Annotated in this window: 23 protein-coding genes and 1 pseudogene; 11 read left to right on the top strand and 13 right to left on the bottom strand. The window is 71.7% G+C overall.

What is annotated here, in order from left to right; genetic code table 11:
- Positions 1-8 precede the first annotated feature (8 nt).
- Positions 9-476, top strand: coding sequence for a hypothetical protein (locus tag OG247_RS25295; protein ID WP_327254400.1), 468 nt, complete (start codon positions 9-11; stop codon positions 474-476).
- 37 nt (positions 477-513) lie between these two features.
- Here OG247_RS25295 and OG247_RS25290 read toward each other — a convergent pair whose 3' ends face one another.
- The gene (locus OG247_RS25290; RefSeq protein ID WP_327254399.1) at positions 514-1,278 is read right to left on the bottom strand and encodes a sporulation protein; all 765 of its coding nucleotides are present in this window, start codon (positions 1,276-1,278) and stop codon (positions 514-516) included.
- A gap of 560 nt (positions 1,279-1,838) precedes the next feature.
- Complete coding sequence (locus OG247_RS25285) at positions 1,839-3,563, bottom strand: AMP-dependent synthetase/ligase (protein WP_327254398.1); 1,725 nt, start codon at positions 3,561-3,563, stop codon at positions 1,839-1,841.
- Positions 3,564-3,851: 288 nt separating this feature from the next.
- Between OG247_RS25285 and OG247_RS25280 the strand changes: the two genes are divergently transcribed.
- Positions 3,852-4,871, top strand: a complete 1,020-nt coding sequence (locus OG247_RS25280) for an AraC family transcriptional regulator (protein WP_327254397.1) — start codon at positions 3,852-3,854, stop codon at positions 4,869-4,871.
- Between the two features lie 95 nt (positions 4,872-4,966).
- Here OG247_RS25280 and OG247_RS25275 read toward each other — a convergent pair whose 3' ends face one another.
- Positions 4,967-5,872, bottom strand: coding sequence for an alpha/beta hydrolase (locus tag OG247_RS25275; protein WP_327254396.1), 906 nt, complete (start codon positions 5,870-5,872; stop codon positions 4,967-4,969).
- Positions 5,873-5,952: 80 nt separating this feature from the next.
- Between OG247_RS25275 and OG247_RS25270 the strand changes: the two genes are divergently transcribed.
- The 3 genes and pseudogenes from OG247_RS25270 to OG247_RS25260 all read left to right on the top strand — a co-directional run bounded on the left by OG247_RS25270 (position 5,953) and on the right by OG247_RS25260 (position 11,687).
- The gene (locus OG247_RS25270; protein WP_327254395.1) at positions 5,953-6,405 is read left to right on the top strand and encodes a MarR family winged helix-turn-helix transcriptional regulator; all 453 of its coding nucleotides are present in this window, start codon (positions 5,953-5,955) and stop codon (positions 6,403-6,405) included.
- 477 nt (positions 6,406-6,882) lie between these two features.
- A complete protein-coding gene (locus tag OG247_RS25265) occupies positions 6,883-10,314 on the top strand; it encodes an Ig-like domain-containing protein (RefSeq protein ID WP_327254394.1) in 3,432 nt (1,143 codons plus the stop codon).
- A 194-nt stretch (positions 10,315-10,508) separates the two neighbouring features.
- Positions 10,509-11,687, top strand: a pseudogene (locus OG247_RS25260) (lipase family protein).
- Positions 11,688-11,753: 66 nt separating this feature from the next.
- Here OG247_RS25260 and OG247_RS25255 read toward each other — a convergent pair.
- The 3 genes from OG247_RS25255 to OG247_RS25245 all read right to left on the bottom strand — a co-directional run bounded on the left by OG247_RS25255 (position 11,754) and on the right by OG247_RS25245 (position 16,687).
- On the bottom strand, positions 11,754-13,433 hold the full coding sequence (locus OG247_RS25255) for an alpha/beta hydrolase (protein ID WP_327254393.1): 1,680 nt from the start codon (positions 13,431-13,433) through the stop codon (positions 11,754-11,756).
- Between the two features lie 385 nt (positions 13,434-13,818).
- On the bottom strand, positions 13,819-14,703 hold the full coding sequence (locus OG247_RS25250; protein WP_327254392.1) for an AraC family transcriptional regulator: 885 nt from the start codon (positions 14,701-14,703) through the stop codon (positions 13,819-13,821).
- 160 nt (positions 14,704-14,863) lie between these two features.
- Entirely contained in the window at positions 14,864-16,687 is a 1,824-nt protein-coding gene (locus OG247_RS25245) for an AMP-dependent synthetase/ligase (RefSeq protein ID WP_327257615.1), read from the bottom strand.
- Between the two features lie 255 nt (positions 16,688-16,942).
- On the opposite strand from OG247_RS25245, the gene OG247_RS25240 reads away from it, so the two are divergent.
- Positions 16,943-17,530 carry a DinB family protein gene (locus tag OG247_RS25240; protein WP_327254391.1) on the top strand — a complete coding sequence of 196 codons (588 nt, stop codon included), beginning with the start codon at positions 16,943-16,945 and terminating at the stop codon, positions 17,528-17,530.
- Between the two features lie 26 nt (positions 17,531-17,556).
- Here OG247_RS25240 and OG247_RS25235 read toward each other — a convergent pair whose 3' ends face one another.
- The 3 genes from OG247_RS25235 to OG247_RS25225 all read right to left on the bottom strand — a co-directional run bounded on the left by OG247_RS25235 (position 17,557) and on the right by OG247_RS25225 (position 19,777).
- A complete protein-coding gene (locus OG247_RS25235) occupies positions 17,557-18,432 on the bottom strand; it encodes a helix-turn-helix domain-containing protein (RefSeq protein WP_327254390.1) in 876 nt (291 codons plus the stop codon).
- 374 nt (positions 18,433-18,806) lie between these two features.
- Positions 18,807-19,289 carry a hypothetical protein gene (locus tag OG247_RS25230; protein WP_327254389.1) on the bottom strand — a complete coding sequence of 161 codons (483 nt, stop codon included), beginning with the start codon at positions 19,287-19,289 and terminating at the stop codon, positions 18,807-18,809.
- 50 nt (positions 19,290-19,339) lie between these two features.
- Positions 19,340-19,777 (bottom strand): ATP-binding protein, encoded by a 438-nt coding sequence (locus OG247_RS25225; protein WP_327254388.1) that lies wholly within the window; start codon positions 19,775-19,777, stop codon positions 19,340-19,342.
- Positions 19,778-19,932: 155 nt separating this feature from the next.
- Here OG247_RS25225 and OG247_RS25220 point away from each other — a divergent pair, with 155 nt between their 5' ends.
- The 4 genes from OG247_RS25220 to OG247_RS25205 are packed head-to-tail and all read left to right on the top strand — an operon-like array spanning position 19,933 to position 21,426.
- The gene (locus tag OG247_RS25220) at positions 19,933-20,790 is read left to right on the top strand and encodes a helix-turn-helix domain-containing protein (RefSeq protein ID WP_327254387.1); all 858 of its coding nucleotides are present in this window, start codon (positions 19,933-19,935) and stop codon (positions 20,788-20,790) included.
- Complete coding sequence (locus tag OG247_RS25215; RefSeq protein WP_327254386.1) at positions 20,787-20,972, top strand: DUF397 domain-containing protein; 186 nt, start codon at positions 20,787-20,789, stop codon at positions 20,970-20,972. Before OG247_RS25220 ends, OG247_RS25215 begins: the two co-directional genes overlap by 4 nt.
- A complete protein-coding gene (locus OG247_RS25210; protein ID WP_327254385.1) occupies positions 20,969-21,163 on the top strand; it encodes a DUF397 domain-containing protein in 195 nt (64 codons plus the stop codon). Before OG247_RS25215 ends, OG247_RS25210 begins: the two co-directional genes overlap by 4 nt.
- A gap of 47 nt (positions 21,164-21,210) precedes the next feature.
- Positions 21,211-21,426, top strand: coding sequence for a hypothetical protein (locus tag OG247_RS25205; protein ID WP_327254384.1), 216 nt, complete (start codon positions 21,211-21,213; stop codon positions 21,424-21,426).
- A 9-nt stretch (positions 21,427-21,435) separates the two neighbouring features.
- Here the strand turns inward: OG247_RS25205 and OG247_RS25200 are convergent, their stop codons facing one another.
- Complete coding sequence (locus tag OG247_RS25200) at positions 21,436-22,113, bottom strand: DUF6461 domain-containing protein (protein ID WP_327254383.1); 678 nt, start codon at positions 22,111-22,113, stop codon at positions 21,436-21,438.
- An 81-nt stretch (positions 22,114-22,194) separates the two neighbouring features.
- Between OG247_RS25200 and OG247_RS25195 the strand changes: the two genes are divergently transcribed.
- Entirely contained in the window at positions 22,195-22,773 is a 579-nt protein-coding gene (locus OG247_RS25195; protein ID WP_327254382.1) for an O-methyltransferase, read from the top strand.
- Between the two features lie 61 nt (positions 22,774-22,834).
- On the opposite strand, the gene OG247_RS25190 is transcribed toward OG247_RS25195, so the two are convergent.
- The 3 genes from OG247_RS25190 to OG247_RS25180 all read right to left on the bottom strand — a co-directional run bounded on the left by OG247_RS25190 (position 22,835) and on the right by OG247_RS25180 (position 24,920).
- On the bottom strand, positions 22,835-24,217 hold the full coding sequence (locus tag OG247_RS25190; protein WP_327254381.1) for a dicarboxylate/amino acid:cation symporter: 1,383 nt from the start codon (positions 24,215-24,217) through the stop codon (positions 22,835-22,837).
- A gap of 121 nt (positions 24,218-24,338) precedes the next feature.
- On the bottom strand, positions 24,339-24,446 hold the full coding sequence (locus OG247_RS25185; RefSeq protein WP_323182336.1) for a putative leader peptide: 108 nt from the start codon (positions 24,444-24,446) through the stop codon (positions 24,339-24,341).
- 162 nt (positions 24,447-24,608) lie between these two features.
- Positions 24,609-24,920, bottom strand: coding sequence for a DUF4229 domain-containing protein (locus OG247_RS25180; protein WP_327254380.1), 312 nt, complete (start codon positions 24,918-24,920; stop codon positions 24,609-24,611).
- Positions 24,921-24,972 lie beyond the last annotated feature (52 nt).

Genomic DNA, 24,972 nt, shown 5'->3' with positions numbered 1-24,972 from the left:
CGGCGGGGGTGGTCAGAGCACGATGGTGGTCCCGGTGGGGTGTCCTGGTGGCCGGAATCGCCTTGATCGGGATGTCGGTGGCCTTGCTCGAGGCGACCCCGCGTCCCGAGCTTCGCCAGATCGACTTGACCGTCCTCAGCGAGGAGCCGGACGGCCGCTGCGAGGTGCGCTGGCGCGACCCGTACGCCGAGCGGGACCGCGAGGGCGCCCACCGGTGCCACACCGACCGGGGCGCCCTCCTCAAAGCCCCGGCCTACGACCCGCAGACCGGCTTCGGCTGGGACAGCGGCTGGGTGCTCGCCGAAGGCGACCGCAAGGGCGACCTGTACTCGCTGGACGAGTACGAGGACACCGGCGCCGACATCGGCGCCTACCTGCTCGGGCTGGCGCTGCTGGTGACGTACGCGGGACTACTGCCCGCAGGCGTGCGGGTAAGGCGGCGGCGGCCTGGTAGCGGGGCACCGGCCCAGGGGTGAAATCGGTCCCCGGGCCGGCTTTCCCAGGCCAGCCTGCCTACTTCTTGTAGGACGGCCAGTACGTGGTCACGTGCTTCTCCAGGGTCTCCGTCCAGGCCTGCTGGTCCAGGTCGTCATAGAAGAACGTGGCCGGCGGATAGCCGCCCGGGTGGGTATCGAGGGAGTCCTCACGAGCGGTGAAAACCGTCTCGAGCTCCAGGGTCCCCCACGTCATGTGCTCCGGGAGGAAGAAGTCGATCTCCTGCCAGTACCTCTCCGTCTGCCGGGACTTCATGCTCGGCGCAATCGTCGGGTGGAACCCGATCTTGACCTCGGCCTCGTGCAGGCGGAACCCCAGATCCGTGTAGGCCTGGAGGATCGCGTCCTGGGCCGGGAGCGCGTGGACCTCGAACTCGTCGAAGTCGCCCTGGTCCACCGACTTGTCGACGGCCAGCTCGGTACGGACGGCGGCCCGGCCGCCCGCGATGGGCGCGCCCAGGGCGTGCGTGAGCGGCATCTCCCACGGCAGCACGACCTCGCCGTGGACCGTCACCGTCTCACCGGCGGGCAGCCGGAAGCCTTCGAGATCGGCCGTCACCACGGTGTAGGGGTGCTTCCAGGCGGTCTTGTGGTTGTACTCGTGGTCCTCGGCCCGTACGACCACCTCCAGCCGCACCCGCTCGATGTCCACATCGACGCCGCCGCCCACGGCGGTGACCACACAGCGCAGGGTCCCGCCCGGACTGACCTGCGGGTTCTCGATCACCGTCTCCACGCTCGGCGCGTTGACGCCGAGGGCGCTGAGGAACTTACGGAATGCCATGGCTCTCCCCTCCCTGACCGGCTCCCCCGCCGGTCGATGGGATCACTCTAAGCAGCCTTCCTGGTACGGGTGTTCGGTGCAGGTCGCCCCCACCCCAGACGGCGGTCAGCCGCCAAGCCGAGACGGACCGCGTAGCGATCTGATGCGCCCACCGGCCCTGAAGCCCTTCCCGTCCCCCCTCCGCTCATGTCGGCGGTCGACGGTCACGGGAAGGGTGTCCAGACGCCCGGTCCTGGATGCTCTGATCGCCCCGCGCGTTCGTACCGGCCGAGGTCACGGTCCTGCCGGGGCCGTGTCCAGATGACCACCGGCCCTTGGGGGCTGCGCATGTCAGACGAGGCCGCTCCTCCCCACGCTTCCCTCCCGGCCGTTCCCCGGGGGATCCCGGAAGTCTTGTGGCTTTTCGGCGTGGGTCGGTCGGTCAAGGGTGGCCGAAGGCCATCGCGAAGCGACGCGACCGCAGGGAGCGCCCTTGAGGGACCGGCCCACGCCGAAAGAACACTGGACTACCGGGACGCCCCCCGAACCACTGTCAAAGCCACCACCCCACCCGCAGCCCCCTACCCATACAGCTCCTCGATCTCCCCCGCGTACCGCTCCGCCACCGCCCTCCGGCGCAGCTTCAGGGTCGGGGTGAGGGTGCCCGCCTCTACGGTGAACTCCCCCGGCAGGACCCGGAAGGCGCGGACGCGGGCCGGGCGGGAGACCGTGGCGTTGGCCGCCTCGACCGCTTCGGCGACGAGGGCCCGTACGGCCGGGTGGTCTCCGGGGGCGGCGGGGTCCAGGGTCACCGACTCCCGGGCGGCCCAGGCGGCGATCTCCTCCGCGTCCAGGGTGATCAGGGCCACCGGATGCGGGCGGCGGTCGCCGATCATGACGGCGCGGGAAACGTAGCGCGAGCGCTGCACCGCGAACTCCAGCTCCGTCGGGGTGATGTTCTTGCCCGCCGAGGTGATGATCAGCTCCTTCTTTCGGCCGGTGATGTGGAGGTAGCCGTCCGGGTCCACCTCCCCCAGGTCGCCCGTGTGCAGCCACCCCTCTCCGTCCAGCGCCTCGGCCGTCGCGGTGTCGTTGGCGTGGTACCCGGGGAAGATCATCGGGCCCCGGGCCAGCACCTCCCCGTCCTCGGCGATGCGGACCTCGCACCCGGCGATCGGGCGGCCCACCGATCCGTAGCGCACCCCGTCCGGGTGGTTGAGGCTGATGACCCCGCCCGACTCCGTCATGCCGTAGCCCTCGAAGACCGCGATTCCGCAGGCGCGCAGGAAGTCGAGGGTGGCCGGGGCGATCGGGGCGCCACCCGTCAGCGCCCATTTCAGGCGGCCCCCGAAGGCCCCCCTGACCAGGGAGTACAGGGACTTCTCGGCGGCCTCGTGGGCGGCGCGGTCCTCGGCCGGCAGGCGGCCATCGGCGGCCAGCAGCCCGAGCCGTACCGCCTCCGCGAAGCGGTCGCCGCCGCCCTCCTGGGACTCCGCGAGGGAGAGGACCACCGAGTGCAGCTTCTCGAACAGTCGGGGCACGGACGGCAGATGGGTCGGCCGGGCCTGGGCGAGCTCGCCGATGACGTCCTCGATGCGGCCGCCGAAGTAGTAGAGCTCCCCGCCCTCCAGGAGGGTGGTGAACTGGATCAGCTGGGCCAGCAGGTGGGCAAGCGGGAGATAGAGGTACGTGGAGTCCCCCGGGCCGCCCTTGACCAGAGGGAGGGTGGCGTCCTGGATCGCCCCGAGGTTCGCGTGCGTGAGGCGGCAGCCCTTGGGCAGGCCGGTGGTGCCCGAGGTGTACACGATGGAGGCGTCGGCCGCGGGGTCCACCGCGGCGGCGCGGGCGAGGAGCTCAGCCTCCGGCGCCGGGTCGGGGAGGGTGCGCAGCCCGTCCATCTCCACCACGGCGCGCAGCGCGGGGAGCTTCGGGCGCAGCGACTCCACCCGGGCCGCCTGCGCGGCGTCGTCGCAGACCACCACCACGGCGGCGGAGTCCGACAGCACCCAGGCGAGCTCCTCCTCCCCGGCCGTCGGGTACACCGGCACGAGGACGGCCCCCGCGGCCAGGACCCCGAAGTGGGTGTACGTCCACTCCGGCCGGGTCTCCGCGAGCACCGCGACGCGCTCGCCGGGGGCGACCCCGAGGGCGAGCAGGGCGCGCCCGGACTCCCGCACACGGGCGCGCAGTTGACCGTAGGAGACGGTGACCCAGCCCCCGTGGCCATCGCTCCGGCGGAGCGCGGTCTCGGCGGCGTACCGCTCGCCCGTCCACTCCGTGAACACCGCCAGCGTGCGCGGCCGCACGGCTCCATCCGCCTCGCTCCCACCCACCCCGCCCACCGGGCTCACCCCACCCACCGGGCTTGTCCCACCCACCGGGCCCACCCCACCCACCGGGCTTGTCCCACCCACCGGGCCCACCCCACCCACCGGGCTTGTCCCACCCACCGGGCTCATCCCACTCATCGGGCTCATCGGCTCGCCTCCCCTCGGGTCGTACCGATGACGCTAGGCACCGGGGAGGTGTCCGCGGCATGACCGGAAGCGTCACCCCCGCTGACCTCAGCGCTCATTGCGGCTACCGTCGACCCCATGGGGAGGCGGACGGTCACCGTGCACCACGTGCGTGCCGTGCTCGCGGGGGCGCGCGGCAGCGGGCTGGACACCGTGCCGCTGCTCCAGGAGGCGCAGATTCCTCCGCTGCTGCTGGGCGACGACCGGGCGCGGGTCACGCCCGCGCAGTTCGCGCGGCTGTTCCGGGCGCTGTACCGGGCCACGCAGGACGAGTTCCTGGGCCTGTCCACCGTCCCCAGCCGGCCCGGGACCTTCGCGATGATGTGCAGGGCCTCCCTGGGCTGCCGCGATCTCGGTGCGGCGGTGGAACGCTCCGCCACCTTCTACGGGCTGTTCCCGGGCGGGCCCGAGCTGGCGCTCGAAGTCGAGGGCGGGCAGGCGTGGTTCGCGGTGCGCAATGATTTCGCGCGGGACGAGGAACGCTTCCTCACCGAGTGCGTGCTCGCCATCTGGCACCGGCTGAGCAGCTGGCTGATCGGCCGGCGCATCCCCCTCGCCTACGCCTCCTTCGCGTATCCGGCGCCGCCGCACGAGGCGGAGTACGAGTTGCTCTTCGACTGCCCGGTCCGCTTCGGCGAGGCCCGCACGGGCGCGGCCGTGGCCTTCGACGCGCACTGGCTGACGGCCCCGCTGGTACGGGACGAGGCCGCGCTCGACGCGATGCTCCGGCGGGCCCCCTTCGACCTGCTGTCCCGACCGGCGTACGGGACCACGGTCGCGGAGCAGGTCCGCCGGACCCTGACCCAGGCCCTGCGCGGTTCGCCGCGGCTGCCGGAACTGGGCGAGGTGGCAGGGCGGTTGGCGGTGTCACCGGCAACGCTGCGGCGGCGGCTCCAGCAGGAGGGCACGTCCTTCCAGCAGTTGAAGGACCACGTACGGCGCGATGCGGCGATAGCCGGCCTGGCGGAGAGCCGCGAACCCATCGCGGAACTGGCGGCCCGCCTCGGCTTCTCGGAGGACACGGCCTTCCACCGGGCCTTCCGCCGCTGGACGGGCACGACCCCGGGGGCGTACCGCATCGCGTCGGGCGGGGCGTAGGGTCCGCGTCGGCCACCCAGCCGAGCCACCCAACCCACCCGGCCACCCAACCCAGCCAAGCCACCCACCCAACCCAGCCAACCCAACCCGGCCGATCAGCCGACCGTCTCGGCGAGTGCGGCGGTGATGAAACGTGCGGCGCGGTCCAGGGCCGCGTCGGCCTCGTCCAGCATGCCCTCGAAGGCCTGGAAGACGTGGGGGACGTCGGCGGTGACGTCGAGCTGGACGTCGACCCCGGCCGCGGCCGCCCGGACGGCGAACCGGGTGGCGTCGTCGAGGAGGACCTCGTTGGAACCGGCCTGGAGCAGCAGCGGGGGCAGTCCGGTCAGGTCGGCGTGGAGGGCCGGGCTCAGCAGCGGCTGCTCGGGGTCCTGTCCGGCCAGGTAGTGGGCGAAGACGGTGGCCAGGTCCGCGCGGGTGAAGAGCGGGTCGGCGTCGTGCTTGGTGGCCATGCTCTCGCCCGAGAGGGTGAGATCGAGGCCCGGGGAGAGGGCGACCGCGGCGGCCGGCATCGGCAGGCCGGCCTCGCGGGCGGTGAGCAGGGTGGTGATGCCGAGGCCGCCGCCGGCGGATTCCCCGGCCAGCACGATCCGGTCGGCCGGAACACCCTGGTCCAGCAGGTCGCGATAGGCGGCGAGGCCGTCCTCGACGGCCGCGGGGAAGGGGTGCTCGGGGGCGAGCCGGTAGTCGACCGAGACGGCGCGGACTCCGGTGCGGCGCACCAGTGCGGCGGTCAGTTGTAGGGCGGTGGCAGGTGAGCCGAAGACCCAGCCGCCGCCGTGGAAGTAGACGATCGTCCCGGCAGCGGGGCTTCCTTCGGGCTCGACGGTCAGGGCAGGACGCCCGCCGAGGACGGAGGGGGTGACGCGGACCCCGGCCGGGGCTGGGCCCGAGGTCATCTGGATCTCGAAGGCCTTGCGCAGCTGCTCCGGCGGGAGGCTGCCGTCGAACGGGGCCTGCCGCATCAGGGCGTCGATCGTCGCGCTCTGTGCCTTGCTCATGCGATCCTCCAGATGCAGCGATGTTCTTCACTAGGAACTATATTCCTAGGAATATCATTCCCTTGAATCTGGAGCAGATTGTGACCGACCTCACGCAGGTGTTCACGGACCTCGTCCGCTACGAGACCAGGCTCTACAACGCGCTGGGCGAACGACTGCGCGCGGAACACGGCCTGACGATGGGTCAGTACGAATTCCTGCGCATCATCGACGGTCGGGACGGCTGCCGGGTCAACGACCTGGCAGAGGAGGCCGCCATCACCGTCGGGGCGACCAGCAAGGGGGTGGACCGCCTGGAGGCCGCGGGCTGGGTGGTCCGGAGGCCCAATCCCAGCAACCGCCGCTCGTCCCTGCTGGAGCTGACCCCCGAGGGCGCCGAGCTGCTGGCCGCCGCCACCCCCACCTTCGAGGACGGGCTGCGCACCTGGCTCGCCGAGCCGCTGACGGCCGGCTCACTGGAGCAGCTGACATCCACCCTCGCCCTACTGCGCGGGACGCTGGAGGACGCCTCGGCGGGAATGCCCACGGCCTAGCGGGTATTGCCCGTAGCGGGTATTGCCCGCGCAGGAGCCGGCGGGGACCCACGCGCTCCGGACGCTCGGCGCGGGACGGCCCTCGCGACCCTCGCGGCCCTCGCGGCCCTCGCGGTGGATGTCGGCACCGAGGCGGACTTTGACAATTAACTCGTATGTGATTGCAAATCGATAAGAATGAAGAAAGGCTCACCCACCCCACCCCACCCCCACTAAAATCGGAGCCACTTCCAGTCGACATGCAGACGCACCCATCAACACAGAACGTTCGCACTCGGCAAAACTGGCAAAGCTACGCCGGGCGGGTGGTTCTTTCAGTGATCTTGGTGAATTCCCGTGCCGCGGCTCGGAGCGCCTTCTGTGCCGCCATCGGCGTGGTGCCAGAGTCCACTCTCGAACAGCACGTGGAGCCGCTCAGGTCAGGTGCGGCCGTCGGGCTGGAAGGAGCGGGATGTACAGAGCCAGAGAGCGGGACGCATGCTGAGCAACCACCTCTACAGGCGTGCCTTCACCACCGTCAGCAGCATTCTCCTCGTACTGCAGTCGCTCACGATCCTCGGCCCCGCCGCCTCCCCCGCGTGGGCGGGCGACGACCGCAGGATCGGCACCGGCAACAACGAGCCGCACAACGCCACCGCCAACCCCCGCAAGCCCGGACAGGTCGCCGTCATGGAGGGCTGCACTGTCCACATCGACCTCAACTACGGGCGGGACGGCTTCCCGATCACGCGGACGTCGACCGTCACCCCGTGCAACGGCGACCCGGTGCTCGGCTTCGACGCCGACGGAAACCTCTTCGTCACGCACCTGTCGCGCGGCGGATTGAACACCAACCCGACCCCCGCCCGGCTCGGGCTCGGGGTCGGCCGGATCAACGACACCACGACGACGGGAACCCAGACCTACACCCCCGTCCAGGTGAGCCCGAACGGCAACATCGACCACGACAAGCAGTGGCTGGTGGTCGATTCCAACCCCACCAGTCCGTACGTGGGCAACGTCTACATCGTCTGGACGGAACTCCCCGCCGCCGGCGGCTCGCGGATCCTGTTCTCGCGCTCCACGAACGGCGGCACGACCTGGTCCGCCGCGGCCGCCGTCTCCCAGGCCGGCGAGGGCTTCGTCTGGCCCTCGCACGCGGCCGTCGCCCAGAACGGCGACCTCTACGTCGCCTACCACACCGACACCTGCGCCGGCGATGGAGCAGTGGGCACGACCCAGCTGCTCCGGGACGGCTCCGGCGGCGCCGACTTCGCCGCCGGCACCCCCCAGCAGCGGACGGTGCCGTTCGGCGCGGGCCAGGCCGACGTCACCTGCAACCGGCAGAACAACCCGGCCACCGAGATCCCCGGGACCGACTTCTGGCTCCAGGGCACCGTGCAGCCGTACATCCTGCCCGACCCGGCGCGGGCCGGGAACGTCTACGTCGTCGCCAATGACGACCCCGACAACAACTACGGGAACGACGACGACGCCGACGTCGTCATCGCCCGCTCCACGGACAACGGCCTGAACTTCACCCGGGGCCGGGTCGACCACGGACCGGGCCAGACCTTCGCCGTCATGCCCAACGCCCACATCGACCAGGACGGCAACGCCGTCGTCACCTGGTACGACAACCGCAGTGGCCGGCGCAATGGTGGTACCGGGCCGAACGGGGCCGACAACTTCCTGCTGGAGCTGTACGGCACCACCAGCCGAGACGGCGGCCAGACCTGGACGCAGGACTTCCGCGTCAGCGACTCCCCCTTCGACCCCGACCGCAACGCCCCGTGCCGCTTCGGCAACTTCGCCGGCTGCGGCACCATGGTCGCCGGCGAGACCCGGCGGACCCTGCGGATCGGCGAGTACAACGGGCTGTGGACGGTGAACGGGATCGCCTACGCGTCCTGGACCGGCAACACCACCCCGCCCACCCCCACCGCACCCTCAGCGGGCAACCAGGACACCTACTTCGACGTCTTCTCGATGCTCGGGGCCTTCCCCGACTCCCACGAGCCCAACGAGTCGATCGACCACGCCGTGGCCGCCGACCTCGGCTCGAACGAGCAGTTCAACCGGCGCGGCCTCACCCTGCACACCGCGACCGACGTGGACTTCTTCCGGGTCACGCCCCGTCACACCGGCCACCTCACCACCGAGATCCGCTTCAACGAGGTGATCGCCCCGCTCGCGGTCCGCGCGTACGACAAGTTCGGCAACCGCGTCGCCACCGGCACCGTCTCCACCCGGGCCGGCACCTCCACCGGCCTGCTCGCGATCCCCGTCGTCCAGGACGAGCCGTACTACGTCGTGGTCAGCGCCGCCGGCGTGACCGACCCGACCCGGCCCGGGGACGCCTCACCGACCGACCCGCCGCAAGGCACCTACGACCTCGTCGTCGCCAACCGCGCGGCCCCCGAGCCCTTCAGCCTGGACCTCAAGCAGCAGTCCGACTCGGGCCGCTCCGACAGGGACGACGTCACCAAGGTCGTCGGACCGGACCTCTTCCTCCGCGTGAACGACGCCGAGCTGCGCTCCGCCGGCATCCAGCTGTCCCCGCAGAACACCACGCCCGCCCTCACCGACGACGCCCCCGGCTACAAGGTGGCCGTGGAGCGCGACGGGGAGCGCGTCGGCTTCGCCACGCCCGTCGATCCGACGAACAAGCCGGGGCTGTACCAGATCCGCCTGGACCCGGTCCTGCGGGAGGGCGAGAACCAGATCACCGCCGAGGTGATCATCGTCGACCCGTCCGACAACCCCCGCGTCGCCGGCACCACCCACGTCACCGGCTCGGGCGCGGAGAGCGCCCACGCACTCGTGATCACTCTGGACACGGTCGCGCCGGTCCGGCCGGCCGCCGCCCCCGACCTGCTGGCCTCCAGCGACAGCGCGGGCAGCGACGTCGACAACATCACCACCATCATCAAGCCCGCCTTCCAGGGCTCGTCGGTCGAGCCGAACGCGCTGGTCCGGCTGCGGACCGCCCCCGCGGGAGGCAGCGCGGCCGTGGTCGGCACGGACACCGTCACCCCGGCCGGTGAGTACGAGGTCGTCAGCTCCGCGCTGCGCGACGGCCGGTACGACGTCGACGTCCTCCTCGAGGACCTCGCCGGCAACGTGAGCCCGGCCTCTCCCTCCCTCCCGGTGACCATCGCCAAGCACTCGCTCAGCCTCACGGGCGCCACGGCGAACGTGCTGGTCGACATCGCCGAGGGCCAGGTGACCGGCTACCCGGGCATCCCGGGCGGTTTCGCCGGCATCCAGGGGATCCCCGTCGTCAACCTCGACGCGAACGGGCACGGCGCGGCCGTCACGGGCGGGTCGGGCGACGACCGGCTCACCTTCACCCCGCTCGGCGTCAACAGCGGGCGGCTGGAGCGGGCGGGCTCCCGGCAGGTGCTGAACTTCTTCAACGTCACCGGTGACGTGGGGATCAGCACCGACGGCGGAGACGACGAGGTGACCATCGTGGGCACCACCCGGGGCGACCGGATCCGCGGCGTCGTGGACACGTACACCACGCTCCACGTCGACTCCCTGCCGCTGGTCCGCAAGCCGTCCCCGCTCGTGGCACTGCTCGGCCTGCGGATCACCACGGCACAGACCGAGCGGATCGGGGTCCTCGCCCGCGGCGGCAAGGACACGATCGACTTCCTCGTCAAGGACACCGTCAGCACCCAGCTCTCCGTCGACGGCGGAGACCCGTCCAACGTCCGGCCGGAGAAGGGTGACGAGCTGATCGTCCGCGCCGGCTCTCCCAAGGGCCTGCTGAAGGAGGACCAGTCCGGCAAACCGGGTTCGGGCTCGGTCATCGTCGCCTACCCGTACACGACACACGCCTCGACGCACATCGACTTCACGGACACGGAGGACATCACGCTGAAGGAGCACGACCGCAAGGACAAGGACAAGGACAACGGCTAGACCTGTCGGCCCCTGACGCGACGGCGCCCCGTACCCCGGACCCCCTGGGGACGGGGCGCCGTCGCGTCATCGCCGGGGCGAGTGGGATTCCGGGTCAGGAAAGCTGAGCTGTGCGGTCAGCGACGTTCCTACCGGTCGGTCACTACCTTCTCCTCACCTACCACCCCCACCCGGACCCTTGGGAGAGCCGCCCCATGCGCATCCGAAGCTCAGCACTCGCCGCAGTGGCCGCCCTGGCCCTCTCGGCCGCGATCCCCGCCACCGCCACCGCCCAGGCCGCCGACCAGGCCGCCCCGCAGGCCGAGTAGGCCACCGCCCGCCCCGGCGACGTCGTCAGCAGCGCGCCGTCCGCGTTCCACCCGCTGCCCGGCCAGCCCACCAACACCAAGGCCTGGAAGATCCACTACAACTCGACGACCGCCGACGGAGCCCCGAACGTGGTCTCCGGCACCGTCATCGTCCCGCAGGACGGCCGCACCGGCCCGCGCCCCCTGATCACCTACGCCGTCGGAACCGTCGGCATGGGCGACTCCTGCGCGCCGAGCAACAACCTCCCGTACGGCACCTCCATGGAGGCCAACCTCATCCAGCAGCTCACCCTGCGCGGCTGGGCCGTGGTCGTCACCGACTACGAGGGCCTCGGCACCCCCGGCGTGCACACCTACACCGTCGGCCCCGCCGCCGGCCACGCCGTGCTCGACGCCGCCCGCGCGGCCACCCGCCTCCCCGAGGCCGGGCTGTCCGCCACCACGCCCGTCGGCATCATGGGGTACTCCCAGGGCGGCCAGGCCAGCAGCTGGGCCGCCGAGCTGCAGGGCTCGTACGCACCGGAGTTGCGGGTCAAGGGCACCGCGACGGGCGGCGTCCCGGCCGATCTGCTGAAGGTGGCCGACTTCAACAACGGCTCCTACGGCTCCGGCCTCATCTTCATGGCCGCCGCCGGCCAGGACGCGGCCTTCCCCGAGCTGAAGCTCGACTCCTACCTCAACCCGGCCGGGAAGGTCCTGGTCGGCGCCATGAAGGACAACTGCGTGGCCATCGACGCCATCGCCGGCTCCTTCAAGCGGATCTCCGACCTGACCACCCGCAACCCGCTCGCCCAGCCGGACTGGCAGGCCCGGCTGAACCAGAGCAAGCTCGGGCGCACCGCCCCGGCCGCGCCCGTGTACCAGTACCACGCGCTCGGCGACGAGCTCATCCCGTACGCCGTCGGGAGCCGGCTGCGCTCCGACTGGTGCGCGCGGGGCGCGAACCTCGAATTCGACACCATCTGGATCGGCGAGCACGTCAGCGGCGTCATCACCCAGTCCCTGGCGGCGGGCAACTGGCTCGCGGACCGCTTCGCGGGCCGTACGGCGCGCCCCAACTGCTGACCTGACACCACACCTCGTACGCGGTGTTGTCACTGCCCCGCCCAGGGGGAGGCGTCTTGCGCGCCCTCACTCCTCGGCGGGGCAGGAGCGCGTCCCCGAGGGCAGCCGGCCGTCGATCAGGAAGTGGTCCACGTACCCCTGCACGCAGCGCGAGGAGACGTACCCGGTGTGCCCGTCGCCCTTGTAGTCCAGGACCACGGTGTTGCCGAGCCGCTTCGCCGTCTCCTCCGTCCACTCGTACGGGGTGGCCGGGTCTCCGCGCGTACCGACGAGCAGGATGCGCGGGATGCCGGCCGGGCGGTCGATCTCGCGGATGAAATCGGTGCCGGCGGGGCGCCCGTAGCAGGCCGGCACCGTCATCAGCTGGCGCGGACCGAAGATCGGCGAGGCGGCGAGGAAGACCGGCTGGAGCTCGGCCAGCTCCCGCGCGACGGCCGCCGGGGAGGCCTTGGCGTCGCCGCGGTCCGGGTCGTCGGCGCAGTTCACGGCGACGAGCGCGGCGGTGGCGTTGTCGGCGGGCACGGCGGGCGGGGCGGCGGCGTCGGGCTCCTCCCGGGGCGAGGCCGGCGGCGATGATGGCGGTGGCGGCGTCGGCGCCTCGTCCGGACCGCCGAGCTGCATCAGCCCCACGGGGTCGCCGCTGCGCTCGACCAGCGCGAGCGCGTCCGCGAGGTCGGGCCAGGCCTTCGGCGAGTACAGGGCGGCCCCGATGGCTTCGGCCACGTCCTGCCCGGTGAAGCGCAGCCCGCCCTCACCGGTCAGCGGCGCCGCGTCCAGGCGGGTGACGAGGGCCTGGACCTTCTCCTTGGCGGTACGGGTGTTCGTACCGAAGACGCAGCCCTGCTGGTGGGCGCACCAGACGAGGAAGTTGTCCAGCGCCCGCTGCTGGCCGACGGCCGAGAGCAGGGCCTGCTCGCCGAGCGGCTCGGTGAGCGTGTCGACCCCGTCGAGGACCATCCGGCCGGTGCGGTGCGGAAACAGTGCGGCGTACACCGCGCCGAGGCGCGTGCCGTAGGAGAAGCCGAGGAAGTCGAGCTCGTCCTCCCCCAGGGCCTGGCGCAGCAGGTCCATGTCGCGGGCCACGCTGACGGTGCCGACGTACGGGAGCACCGGGCCGGAGTCCAGCGCGCAGCGCTTGGCGACGGCGCGCAGGGCGGCGAGCTGGGCGGCGGGCCCGTCGGGGGCCGCGCCCGCCTCCCGGTCTCCTCCGCCACAGGTGACGGGGGCGCTGTGCCCGACGCCCCGGGGGTCGAAGGCGACGAGGTCGTAGCGCTTGTTGAGCTCCGCGAAGGCGTTGGGGTCGGCGGCGAGGGCGGAGACGCCGGGGGCACCGGGACCGCCGAAGTTCAGCACGAGGGAGCCGATCCGCTTGCCGGCGGGCCCGGTGGCGGGAAGCCGGGCGACGGCGATCCTGATCGTCCCCTGGCCCTGGCCCTGGCCCTGGCCCTGGCCCTGACGCCGGCCCTGGCCCTTGGCCTCGTAATCGAGCGGCACGGTGAGGGTTCCGCACCGCATACCGGTGGGCACGGGCTTCTCCGGGCACGCGCCCCACTGGATCCCCCTGGCGGCGGGCGCCGGGGTCGTCAACACCTCTCCGGGCACGGCGGCGAGCAGGGCCCCGGCCAGAGCGGTGCCGAGGACCCCGGCGCCTATCCGGGTACGGGCCCGGGAAAGCGAGCGGGGACGGGAGCCGACACGTGAACGGGCACGGGAGCGGGAACGGGAACGGGCACGGGCACGGTGCACTGCACCCTCCTCGGGCGACCCCCCGGACCGGTCGGCTCACGATAAGCAGGCGCTGCCGACGCCGCTCCGGCCGCCGCGGCGCGGTCGGTGCGGCGCGCGCACACTCCGGTCCCCGACGGCCCTGCGGGGCCGGGCCCGTGGGGCAGGCCGCACGGGACGCGAGCGGCGATCGCCCGGGGAGCCGCATGGGTGACGGCGTCCGGCCGGGACGGCCGGTACGGCCGGGACGGCCGGTACGGCCGGGACGGCCGGTACGGCCGGGACGGCCGGTACGGCCGGGACGGCCGGTACGGCCGGGACGGCCGGTACGGCCGGGACGGCCGGTACGGCCGGGACGGCCGGTACGGCCGGTGCACTGGCCGCGCGCCGTCACGCCGTCACGCCGTCACGCCGGTTCGACGGGCAGCCACAGCTCACAGGTCGCCGTACTGAAGTCCTCCGCCCGGTCGAGGACCGCGACGATCGAGGGACCGGGCCGCAGGCGCCACGGGTTGGAGGGGAACCAGTCGGTCGCGGTCGCGGCCCAGGCCGTCTGCAGGGCCTGCGGATGCGGCCCGGCGGTGCGGAAGACCGCCCACCGGCCGGCCGGCACCTCGATGGCGTCGAGATCGTCGGGGGCGGGCGTGGACCGGGAGACGGCGACTCCGTGCAGGTAGGTCAGTTCGCTCCCCTCCGTGCCGTCGGGGTCGAGGTCGTCGGAGACCTGCAGCAGGCCCCCCGGCTCGGTGTCGCCGAGGGCCTTCAGCCGGAGGTGCTCGGCGAGCGGCAGTGCGGTGATGTGCTGCTGGATGTGCGGGTTGACGCCCTGGTGGATGAGCGGAACGCGGGCCGCGTGTCCGACCAGCCGGAACGCGGGGCGGTCGATGAGGCGGGTGTCCATGGGGATGCTCCCTTCGACGGTCAGGCGGATCCTGAGCCGGGGTTGTGCGCGCAGGGGGCCTCCGTCCCGGCGCACGTCGCTGAGGCCGGCGCCGTGGACGGCGCGGAACGCCCGTCCGAACGCCTCCGTCGAGCCGTATCCGTGCCGGACGGCGATGCTCAACAGATCGTCCTCACCCCGGACCACGTCGGCGGCGGCCACCGTCATGCGGCGACGGCGCACGTACTCCGACAGCGGCATGCCGGTCAGCGACGAGAACATGCGGCGCAGGTGGTATTCGGTCGTGCCGAGCTCCCCGGCCAGCCCGGGGACGTCGAGCTCCTCGCCGAGGTGCTCCTCGACCAGATGCTCCTCGACGAGATCGACCAGCCGGTTGAGTGCCGAGATCACGAGGCCTCCTTTCGGTGTCCACCCTGCCCGGCAGCACACCGGCCGGACCCGACCGCCGCGATCCGATCCGATCATCCGCCTGAACGGACCTCGGTCCTCGCGCCTCGGACCTCAGGCCTCAGACCTCGGACCTCAGGCCTCAGGCCTCAGGCCTCAGGCCTCAGGAGGACCGGTACAGCGCGTCGATCTCCCGCGCGTAATCCCGCAGGATCACGCCTCGCTTCAGCTTCAGCGAAGGCGTCAAGTGCCCCCGCTCCTCCGTGAAGTCCCCCGCCAGCACCGCGAACCGCCGGATCGACTCCGCCCGCGACACCAGCCGGTTGGCCTCGTCCACCGCCCGTTGGAGGTCCGCCCGCAGTTCCTCGTCCCCCACCAGCTCCCTGATCGGCACGCCCACCTTCTTGTGCATCTGCCGCCAGTGGTGGAGCCCCTCCGGTTCCAGGGTGATGAGCGCGGTGACGTAGGGCCGGTTGTCGCCGACCACGATGCACTGGCCCACCAGCGGGTGGGCCCGCAGCCAGTCCTCCAGGGGCGCGGGGGCCACGTTCTTGCCGCCGGAGGTGATGATCACGTCCTTCTTCCGCCCGGTGATCGTCAGGTAGCCGTCCGCGTCGAGCTCCCCGATGTCCCCCGTGTACAGCCACTGCTCCCCGCCCACCGCGACGCCGCTGTTCCAGTACCCCGCGAACACGTGCGGCCCCCGCAACAGCACCTCCCCGTCGTCCGCGATCCGTACCGCCGTCCCCGGCAGCGGCCACCCCACCGTGCCGAGCCGGGGCCGCAGCGGCGGGGTGACGGTCGCGGCCGCGGTCGTCTCCGTGAGCCCGTAGCCCTCGAAGACCTCGATGCCCGCACCCGTGTAGAAGGCGGCGAGGCGCCGGCCGAGCGGGGAGCCGCCGCTGAGGATGTACCGGACGCGCCCACCGAGCGCGTCCCGGATCCGCCGGTAGACGAGCGGTTCGTACAGGGCCCTGGCGATCCGCAGGCCCAGCCCCGGCCGCTTGCCCTCCACGACCGCGATCTCGCCGAGGCTGCGCGCGATCCGCGCCGCCCGGTCGAAGGAGGAGGCCCGGCCCATCTTCTCGGCCGTCGCCCGCGCCGTGTTGTAGACCTTCTCCAGGACGTACGGGATCGCCAGCAGGAAGGTCGGCCGGAAGCCGGCCAGGTCCGCGAGGAGGTCCTCGCTGCTGATGCTCGGCGCGTGGCCCAGCTTCACCCGTGCCCGCATGCACCCGACGGCCACCATCCGTCCGAAGACGTGCGACAGCGGCAGGAAGAGCAGGGTCGAGGCGGGGTCCTTGCTCACCGACTTGAAGACGGGGTGCAGCAGCTCCACCGAATTGTCCACCTCGGCGAAGAAGTTGGCGTGCGTCAGCACGCACCCCTTGGGCTGTCCCGTCGTCCCGGAGGTGTAGATCAGCGTGGCCACGGACTCCGGCGCGCACCCGGCCCGGCGGGCCGCCACGACCTCGTCGGGCACGTGCTCCCCGGCCTTGACCAGCCGGGCCACGGCCCCCGTGTCGAACTCCCAGAGGTGGCGCAGCCAGGGCAGGTTGGCCCGCTCCGAGCTGATGATCCGCGCCTGCACGGTGTCCTCCACGGCGCAGGCCACGGCGCCCGAGTCCTGGATGATCCAGCGCGCCTGGATCGCGGAGGAGGTCGGGTAGACCGGTACGGTGATCAGCCCGGCCGCCCAGCCCGCGAAGTCCAGCAGGGTCCACTCGTAGGTGGTCCTGGCCATGATGGCCAGCCGGTCGCCGGGCCGCAGCCCCTCGGCGATCAGCCCCTTCGCGACGGCGAGCACCTCCGCGGCGAACTCGGCGGCCGTGACGTCCCGCCAGGTCCCGTCCCGTTCCTTGCGTGCGAGTACGGGATCGCGCGGCGCCTCCCGGGCATTGTCGAAGGGGATGTCCCCGAGGGACCCGCGGACCGGCACCGGGGCCAGCGGCGGCACCCACACCTCGCGGACCCGCCCCTCGATCACGGTCTTGACGGGCTCGACGGGCTTGAGCGGTTGGACTGGCTTGCCGACCCTCACCAGGCTCGATTCGGCGGTCACGGCGTGCCTCCCTGGCAGGACGGTGTGTTACCGCCGGTAATTTACGTAGCGGTAACCACGTCTGAACACCCCTGCGACCGCCTTTTCACCGTTGCTCCACGCCATGCCACCCACACCCCCACCAAGCACTCACGCTCCCGCGCTCGCTCCCGGAGATCACCCGTCGGGAAGACTGCCCCCATGACCTTCCCTGACCCGAACCCCAAGGCCGAGCTGCACTTCTACCTCCAGTCGGCCCGCGAAGCCCTCCTCTGGAAGCTGGAAGGCCTCTCGGAGTACGACGCCCGCCGCCCCCTGACGCCCACCGGCACCAACCTCCTGGGCCTGGTGAAGCACGCGGCCACCACGGAGCTGGGCTACCTCGGCGACACCTTCGCCCGCCCGTCCGGCGAACCCCTCCCCTGGGTCGCGCCGGACGCCGAACCCAACGCGGACATGTGGGCCACCGCCGACCAGTCACGCGCGGACATCGTCGGCCTCTACCACCGCGCGTGGGCCCACGCGGACGCGACGATCGAGGCACTCCCCCTGGACACGCTCGGCACGGTCCCGTGGTGGCCGAGCGACAACAACAAGGTCTCCCTGCACCACGCCGTGATCCGCGTCGTCTCCGACACCCACCGGCACGCCGGCCACGCCGACATCCTCCGCGAACTACTGGACGGCACCACGGGCATGCAGCCCACCAACCCCGGCCTCCCCGAGGCCGACCCGAGCTGGTGGCAGACCCACCACGCCCGCCTGGAACAGGCGGCCCGGGAGGCCTGAGACCTACTTCGGCGGCTTCACCCCGGTCACGGCGCCGGAGGGCAGTCCCGACACCGGGTTCCCGGCCGCGGGGCCCGGAATCCCCGATCGCAGCCGTCGCAGTTCTGCATCGGGTCCGGCCGCTCGACGGGCCGTACGGGCGCTGCCGCGGGGAGGTGGGGCGGGATCCAGGCCTTGAGCCGGTGCTCGAGGATGCCCGCCGGATGGCGGAGATCGTCGGGCAGCCCGGAGGCCAGCATGAGCCGTACGGCCACGGGGTCCGCCCCGCGCTCCAGCCACTGCGCGACCAGCGGCGTCAGCCTGCGCACATCACGATCGGCGAGCAACAGCCGCGGATCGTCCCCCCGCAGCCGCGCGAGCAACACGGCGGCCTCCGGCGGTTGTACGGGATCGGGTGCCGACCCGGGCTGCGACAGGGGCCCGGGCCCCGGCCCCGCCGCGGGCTCGCGGTCCGGCTCGGGCTCCGGCTCCGGCTCCGGCTCCGGCTCCGGCTCGGGCTCCGGCCCAGGACCCGGCCCAGGATCCGGCCCAGGATCCGGATCGGGCTCCGGATCGGGCGCGGTCTTCGGGAGCGGTCCGGGCGGCTGTACGGGTCCGGGCGGCACTTCCCCCACCGGTCCCGACGGGCGGCCGCCCGCACCGCACTTCGCAGCCGGGTGGTTGTAGGACACCGTCCGGGTGACCACCTGACCACTCGCCAGCCGGACCCGGCTGCGCTCCAGGTACCCGTACTCCTCCAACTCCCGCAGGGCGCCGGAGATCTTGACCTCCCCCTCCCGGAACCGCTCCGTCAGCCTCTTGATGCCGATCCGGGCTCCGGAGGGCAGCGACTGGATGTAGCCGGCGAGGCCGATCGCGACCAGTGAGAGCGAGTGGTGCTGGAGGAGGTGGTTGCCGATCACCGTGAAGCGGTCGGCGTGCCCGACGTTGACATGGGCGACACCTGATCGGGGGGTCCCGGTGGGAACACGGGACGATGGGCGCGAAGGCGCGCTAAGCTGCCGAAGAGCCATGGGGAAGGTAGTAGCTTCCTACTTTGGTCAGACCCTCGTTCGGGATTGCAGTCCCGGCGGGGGTCGTCTCATGTCTGAGGTTGTGTGGGGCGAGCATATGCCCGGCAACCCTCCCAAAATCCAGCCGAGTTGGCACAGTTCACCCATGCGAGTGACGGCGCCGCGACGGGGAGCCGGAGGGGTGGGTTTGGTTGGTTTCACCTGGTCTTTCCAAGGGGTTGTGTCCGGCCTGACCGGATCCCGGCTCGCCGCGACCCGGTTCCTCAGCCGTACGGGTTGAGCGCCCAGAAGCGGACGGTGTCGCCGCCGCGGTCGAACCACAGGTTGGTGGTGTAGCCGCTGCCGTCGCGGTCGAGCTCCTGCAACCGGATCCACTGCGGATCCTTCGGTCCCTCGCCCACGAGCGGCCTCTCGAACCACGAGGAGAAGTCATCGGCCGGCCCCTCGGAAACGAAGGCGTGGGCCGCCGTCAGCTCGGCCAGCTTGCCCGGCCCCAGCCGGCAGAAGCCCGAGATCACCAACTCCGGGGACGGCAGGGTCCTGTCATCGTCCCGGCTGCTCACCCACTGGGCATTCGTGAGCGGGCCGAGCAGCGGGAACGCCTGCTCCAACGGTGCGGTATCCGTACGCCATTCCACCTCGGCCTCGGACGGGCCCTCACTCGCGTCGGCCCCCTGGCGCATGACCCACCAGATGGGCAGAACCGCCATGCCCGCCGCCGCCACGATCCACTTCCGTCGATCCACCACGACTCCCCCGTCCCTGATTTCGGGGCAGCCTATCCGGCTCGAACACCTCACCCCAGGGCCACCTGCGCAGGCCCTCGCGCCATCCCCATCCCCACCTCCGCCCAGACCACCTTGAGCGGTGGCAGCCCGAGTTCCACGCCCCACCGGTCCGCGATCGCATCGACCAGCACCAGCCCCCGCCCGCCCTCCGCGCACCCACCCGCGTCCCGGATTCCCGGGACCCGGTCACCCCGCGTATCCATCACCTCGATCCGCAGCACCCCGCCGACGAGGGCGAGCCCGATCCGGAAGTCCCGACCGGGCACCCGGCCGTGGGTGACCGCGTTGGCAGCCAGCTCGGCCACGATGAGCGCGGGCCCCTCGGAGGTCAGCCCCCACCCGGTGAGCGTCTCGACGGCGAGCCGCCGGGCCTGGCGCGCGCCGAGGGGCGTGGCGGCGAGCCGAGCGGTGAACTGGAGCGCGGAGTCACGGATGTGCGTATTCATGTCACCGAGCGTGGTGGTGCCTGCGTACCGTGAACAGTGGAACCGCCCGAGCGTCCGGCTTCTGTCCGGTCGTTGTCCGGTGCTGTCGCGCCTGTCCCGTCCGGGCCTCGGGAACAGAGCGCTGAGGAAATCGGTGCGTTGAAGGTGGGGCACGCATGAGCGTGGACAACGACGGTACGGAAGACGCCGGCTGGGACGTCGATCCCGACGACGAGCAGGGGGTCGCGGTCCTGGCCGCGCTCGGCCGCCAGCTCAAGGCGTGGCGCGAGGAGGCGGGCATCCGCGCCGGCGACTTCGGCACGGAGATCGGCTACGGCGAGGACCTGGTCCGCAAGGTCGAAGGGGGCAAACGGATCCCCCGCCCCGAATACCTGGACAGGGCGGACGAGGCGCTGCGGGCGGGCGGGAAGATCGCGGCGATGAAGGCGGACATGGAGCAGGTCCGCTACCCGAAGAAGGTCCGCGACCTGGCGAAGCTGGAGGGTCGGGCCGTCGAGATCAGTACGTACAACAACCACAACGTCCACGGGCTGCTGCAGACACCGGAGTACACACGGGCCCTGTTCCGCACATGGCGGCCCGTCTACACGCCGGACGAGACGGAACGCATGTTGGCGGCCCGGATGGCACGCCAGTCGATCTTCGATCGGTCTCCCGCTCCGACGCTCAGCTTCGTCCAAGAAGCGGTCACGCTCGCGCGCCCCATCGGAGGGACAATGGTCTTGCGCCGACAGCTCGAACGCGTACTGGAGGTGGCCCAGTTGCCGAACGTCGAGTTCCAAGTGATGCCGACCGACGTCGAGGAGCACGCAGGCATGGCGGGGCGAATCCAGGTGCTGAAGTTCGAGGACGGCACAGCCGTGGGCCGATCGGACGGCGCCTTCTACGGGCGACCCGTCTCGGACCCGAAACAGCTCCGGATCCTCGAACTGCGCTATGGCATCATCCGAGCTCAGGCGCTCACGCCACGGAAGTCGCTGGCCTTCGTCGAGGAACTACTGGGAGAGACATGATCCACGATCCCGAGCTGCACTGGTTCAAGAGCAGCTACAGCGACAGCAGCGACGGCAACGACTGCGTCGAGGTGGCCACCACCCCCGCCACGATCCACGTCCGCGACTCCAAAGATCTTCGCCTGCCCCACATCACCTTCGCCCCCCATGCCTGGGCCGACTTCCTGGAGCACGCGTCGTGACCCGCCACCCCGAACTGCACTGGTTCAAGAGCAGCTACAGCGACGGCAGCGAAGGCGACTCCTGCGTCGAGGTGGCCCACACCCCCACCACGATCCACGTCCGCGACTCCAAGGACCTCCACCAGCCCCACCTCGCCTTCGCGCCCCGCGCCTGGGCCGGGTTCGTCGCGCGCGCGTCGTCCCACGGCTGACCGAACCGAAGGCGACCCTTCCGCGGCTTCGTTCCTAGACTCCGCGCATGGACATAGTCACGTGTACCCAGTGCTCCGCCACCGGCCTCGAGAAGGGCCTCCTGGACGACATCACCAGCCCCAGCGGGTTCACCCGGTGGGTGGAGGGCGCGATGCCCACGGGCGCCTTCAGCCGCAAGGGCAAGAAGCGCTACCGCGTCGAGGCCGCCCGCTGCCCCCGGTGCGGGCACCTCGAACTCTTCGCCACCCAGCCCAGCGGCTGACCCGCGCCGTCAGAGCAGGTGCGGCGGCAGTTCCTCCCGCACCTCTCCGGTGACGTACTCGGCGTCCCGCAGCAGTTCCTCGGTCACCCGGACGCCCGTGAGCCGCTCGGCGAGCGCGAACACCGCCGCCTTCTCGTCGACATCGGGCTCCGGGTCGCCCGTCGGGTTCAGGCCGAGCTCGCTCATCACCGCGTTCAGCGCGTCGGGGGTGCTGCCGGTGCGGTCCGCCGGGTATTCGAAGGTCGTCCTCAACTCGCCGTCCTCGTACCAGTGGAAGAAGTCCATGGGCTTCCCCCCATTGCTCGTGTGCGAGACGGCGCGCGACCCGGCGGACAAGGCCTCCATGAACCGCGGCCGCGTCCCCACGTCTCCGCCGAACTCCAGCACCAGGGTCCAGTCGCCTCCCTCGCCCGGCACGGTGAAGGCGCCCGCGAGGAAGGAGTCGGGCGAGTACCCGTAGGCGTCGAGGAGCTCCGTGTGCTCGAAGACGAGGCCCTGGAACCCCTCGCACACGTCCTGCGGCTCGGCCTCCACCACCTCCAGCACCTCCACGGGCGAGAGGCCCCGCACCAGCGTCAGGGTGTACCCGCCCTCCAGCGCGTACGCGAACAGCGAGGGCGAGGCCCGTATCCAGCTGTATTCGGCTGCGGTGGCCGGTGCGGGGGAAGCTGCTGCGGCTGCGGTCATGCGGCCCATTCTTCCCGCGCCCACTGACAACGCACCGGGAATCGCCTTGCCCGGGGATCGCGGCCCTCGGATGATCTCCGCATGGACGACACTCCGCACCAACTCCCTTCCGACCTGCCCGCGTTGCGCGCCAAGGCGGCCGCCGCGGGCTTCACCCTGTCCTGCGAGGACCGTACGGGCAGCCTCCTGGCGGCGCTCGCCGCCGGCCGGCCCGGGGGCCGGATCCTGGAACTCGGCACCGGTGCGGGCGAGGGCGCCGCCTGGCTGCTCAGCGGTATGGACCGGGCCTCCCGCCTGACCACCGTCGAGCTCGACGCCACCGTCCAGGCCATCGCCCGGGAACAGCTGGGCGCCGACCCGCGGGTGACCTTCGTGGCCGGGGACGGCGGAGGGTGGCTGGAGGACTTCGACGGGGCGCCCTTCGACCTGGTCTTCGCGGACACCTGGCCGGGCAAGTTCACGCACCTCGACCGGGCCCTGGAACTGGTGGCTCCCGGCGGGACCTACCTGATCGACGACCTCCTCCCCCAGCCCGGCCGGCCACAGGACCACGAGGCCGCCGTCGAACGCCTCCTGGCCGAGCTGGACGCGCGCGAGGACTTCCGGTGCGTGCGCCTGGCCTGGGCGAGCGGACTGCTGATGGCGGTACGGGCGGCCTGACATGGCCGCAGCCCCCGCCCGGACGGGGGCGAGGGCTGCGGCGGTTGGGCGGCGGCGGGGCTCAGGCGGTGACGAGGGCCTTCGCCGGGTCGGCGTCCGAGGAGTCGGACTGGGCCGGGACCTCGGCCGGGGCCTGGGCCGGCTCGTCCAGGAGGGACGAGGAGGCGGTGGCGTAGGCCACCTTGTCCAGGATGCCCTCGCGGGCCGCGACGATGACCGGGACCAGCGCCTGGCCGGCCACGTTGGTGGCGGTGCGCATCATGTCCAGGATCGGGTCGATCGCCATCAGCAGGCCCACTCCCTCCAGCGGGAGGCCCAGCGTGGAGAGGGTCAGGGTCAGCATGACCGTGGCGCCCGTCAGGCCGGCCGTCGCGGCGGAGCCGATGACCGAGACGAAGGCGATCAGCAGGTAGTCGGTGATGCCGAGCTGTACGCCGAAGATCTCGGCGATGAAGATCGCGGCGAGCGCCGGGTAGATCGCGGCGCAGCCGTCCATCTTCGTGGTCGCGCCGAACGGGACGGCGAAGGAGGCGTACTCCTTCGGGACGCCGAGGCGCTCGGTGACCTTCTGGGTGACCGGCATGGTGCCGACCGAGGAGCGGGAGACGAAGGCCAGCTGGATGGCGGGCCAGGCGCCCTTGAAGAACTGGATCGGGTTGACCTTGGCGACGGTCCACAGGAGCAGCGGGTAGACGCCGAACATCACGAGCGCGGAGCCGACGTACACGTCCACCGTGAAGGTGGCGTACTTGCCGAGCAGGTCCCAGCCGTACGTGGCGATCGCGGTGCCGATCAGACCGACGGTGCCGATCGGGGCGAGGCGGATGACCCACCACAGGGCCTTCTGGAGCAGCTCCAGCACGGACTCGGCGAGGTTCAGGACCGGCTGGGCCTTGGTGCCGAGCTGGAGGGCGGCGATGCCGGCGACGGCGGCGAGGAAGACGATCTGCAGGACGTTCAGCTCGGTGAACGGCGTGATGATGTCGGTCGGCACGATGCCGGTCAGGAAGTCCAGCCAGGACCCTTCGCGCTTCGGCAGCTTGCCGTCCTGCGGGGTGAGGCCGGTGCCGGAGCCCGGGTTGGTGAGCAGGCCGATGGCGAGGCCGATGGCCACCGCGATCAGCGACGTGATCATGAACCAGAGCAGCGTGCGCGAGGCGAGCCGCGCGGCGTTGTTCACCTTCCGGAGGTTGGTGATCGACACCAGGATGGCGAAGAAGACGAGCGGGGCGACGGCCAGCTTCAGGAGCTGGACGAATATGTCGCCTATCTGCTCCAGGGTCGTACCGAGCCAGCTGATCTCCTGACTGCGGGAGACCCAGCCGAGCAGTACGCCGAGCACGAGGCCGGTGACGATCTGGGCCCAGAAGGGGAACTTGAACGAGGAGGACTTCTTCGCCGGGGCGGGGGCCTCGGCGGCAGGGGTCTGCGGTGACGCGGACACGGACACTCTCCGGGTGGTTCTGCGGTTTCTGCGGTGGGGTGGTGGTGCGGTGCGGCAGCACCCGGAAAAGCCAAGAGCCGGGCGGGCGGGACCGCTGCTGTGCCAGGGCTGGTCGCGGGACTCAGCGACAACAGCAACAGGCCGCGGACGCGCGGCGGCAGAGGTCGACGTGCAGGCGCGCCACGAGCGGAACGCTCGGGGTCATCTGGTGCGCGGCTGTCGTCAACATGTTGAACACGCTAACACTTCACCTTTGGGAATCTCAAAGCCTCCCTTTGGGTCAACCGGCCCACCGCAGGCGGAAAACCCCTGCAAACCCCCCGGAAAACGCCGAAAGCCCCGGCGTCACGGGTGACGAACCCGGGCCGAGGCATTTCGGTGTGTGATGAAGCTAACTGGCGCGCGCGGCCTCGTCGACCGCGTCGTCCTCCTGGCTGCGGTTCGCCGCGAGCTTGTCCTTCGCGCCCGCGACGCGTCCGGCGATGACCGCGGACATCTCGTCGCGCTGCTTGCGCAGCAGGATGAAGGAGAGCGGAGCGGAGAGCACGAGGGCGAGCAGCACGACCCAGGCGGGGTTGGCGTCACCGAGACCGGAGGGCACCCAGCCCAGCCGGACCAGACCGGCGACGAGGACGAGGCACCCGACGAAGATCCCCAGGCGCATCGCGGTGTAACGGATCGTCGCGCTCGGCTTGAGGGACACGGTGACCCCTTCTCTCTCGTCGTCCTATGGCGGTACGTGCCCGTCCAGTGAA

The organism is Streptomyces sp. NBC_01244, from assembly GCF_035987325.1.
Taxonomy (GTDB): Bacteria; Actinomycetota; Actinomycetes; order Streptomycetales; family Streptomycetaceae; genus Streptomyces.
This window is presented reverse-complemented; position numbering and strand designations above follow the sequence as displayed.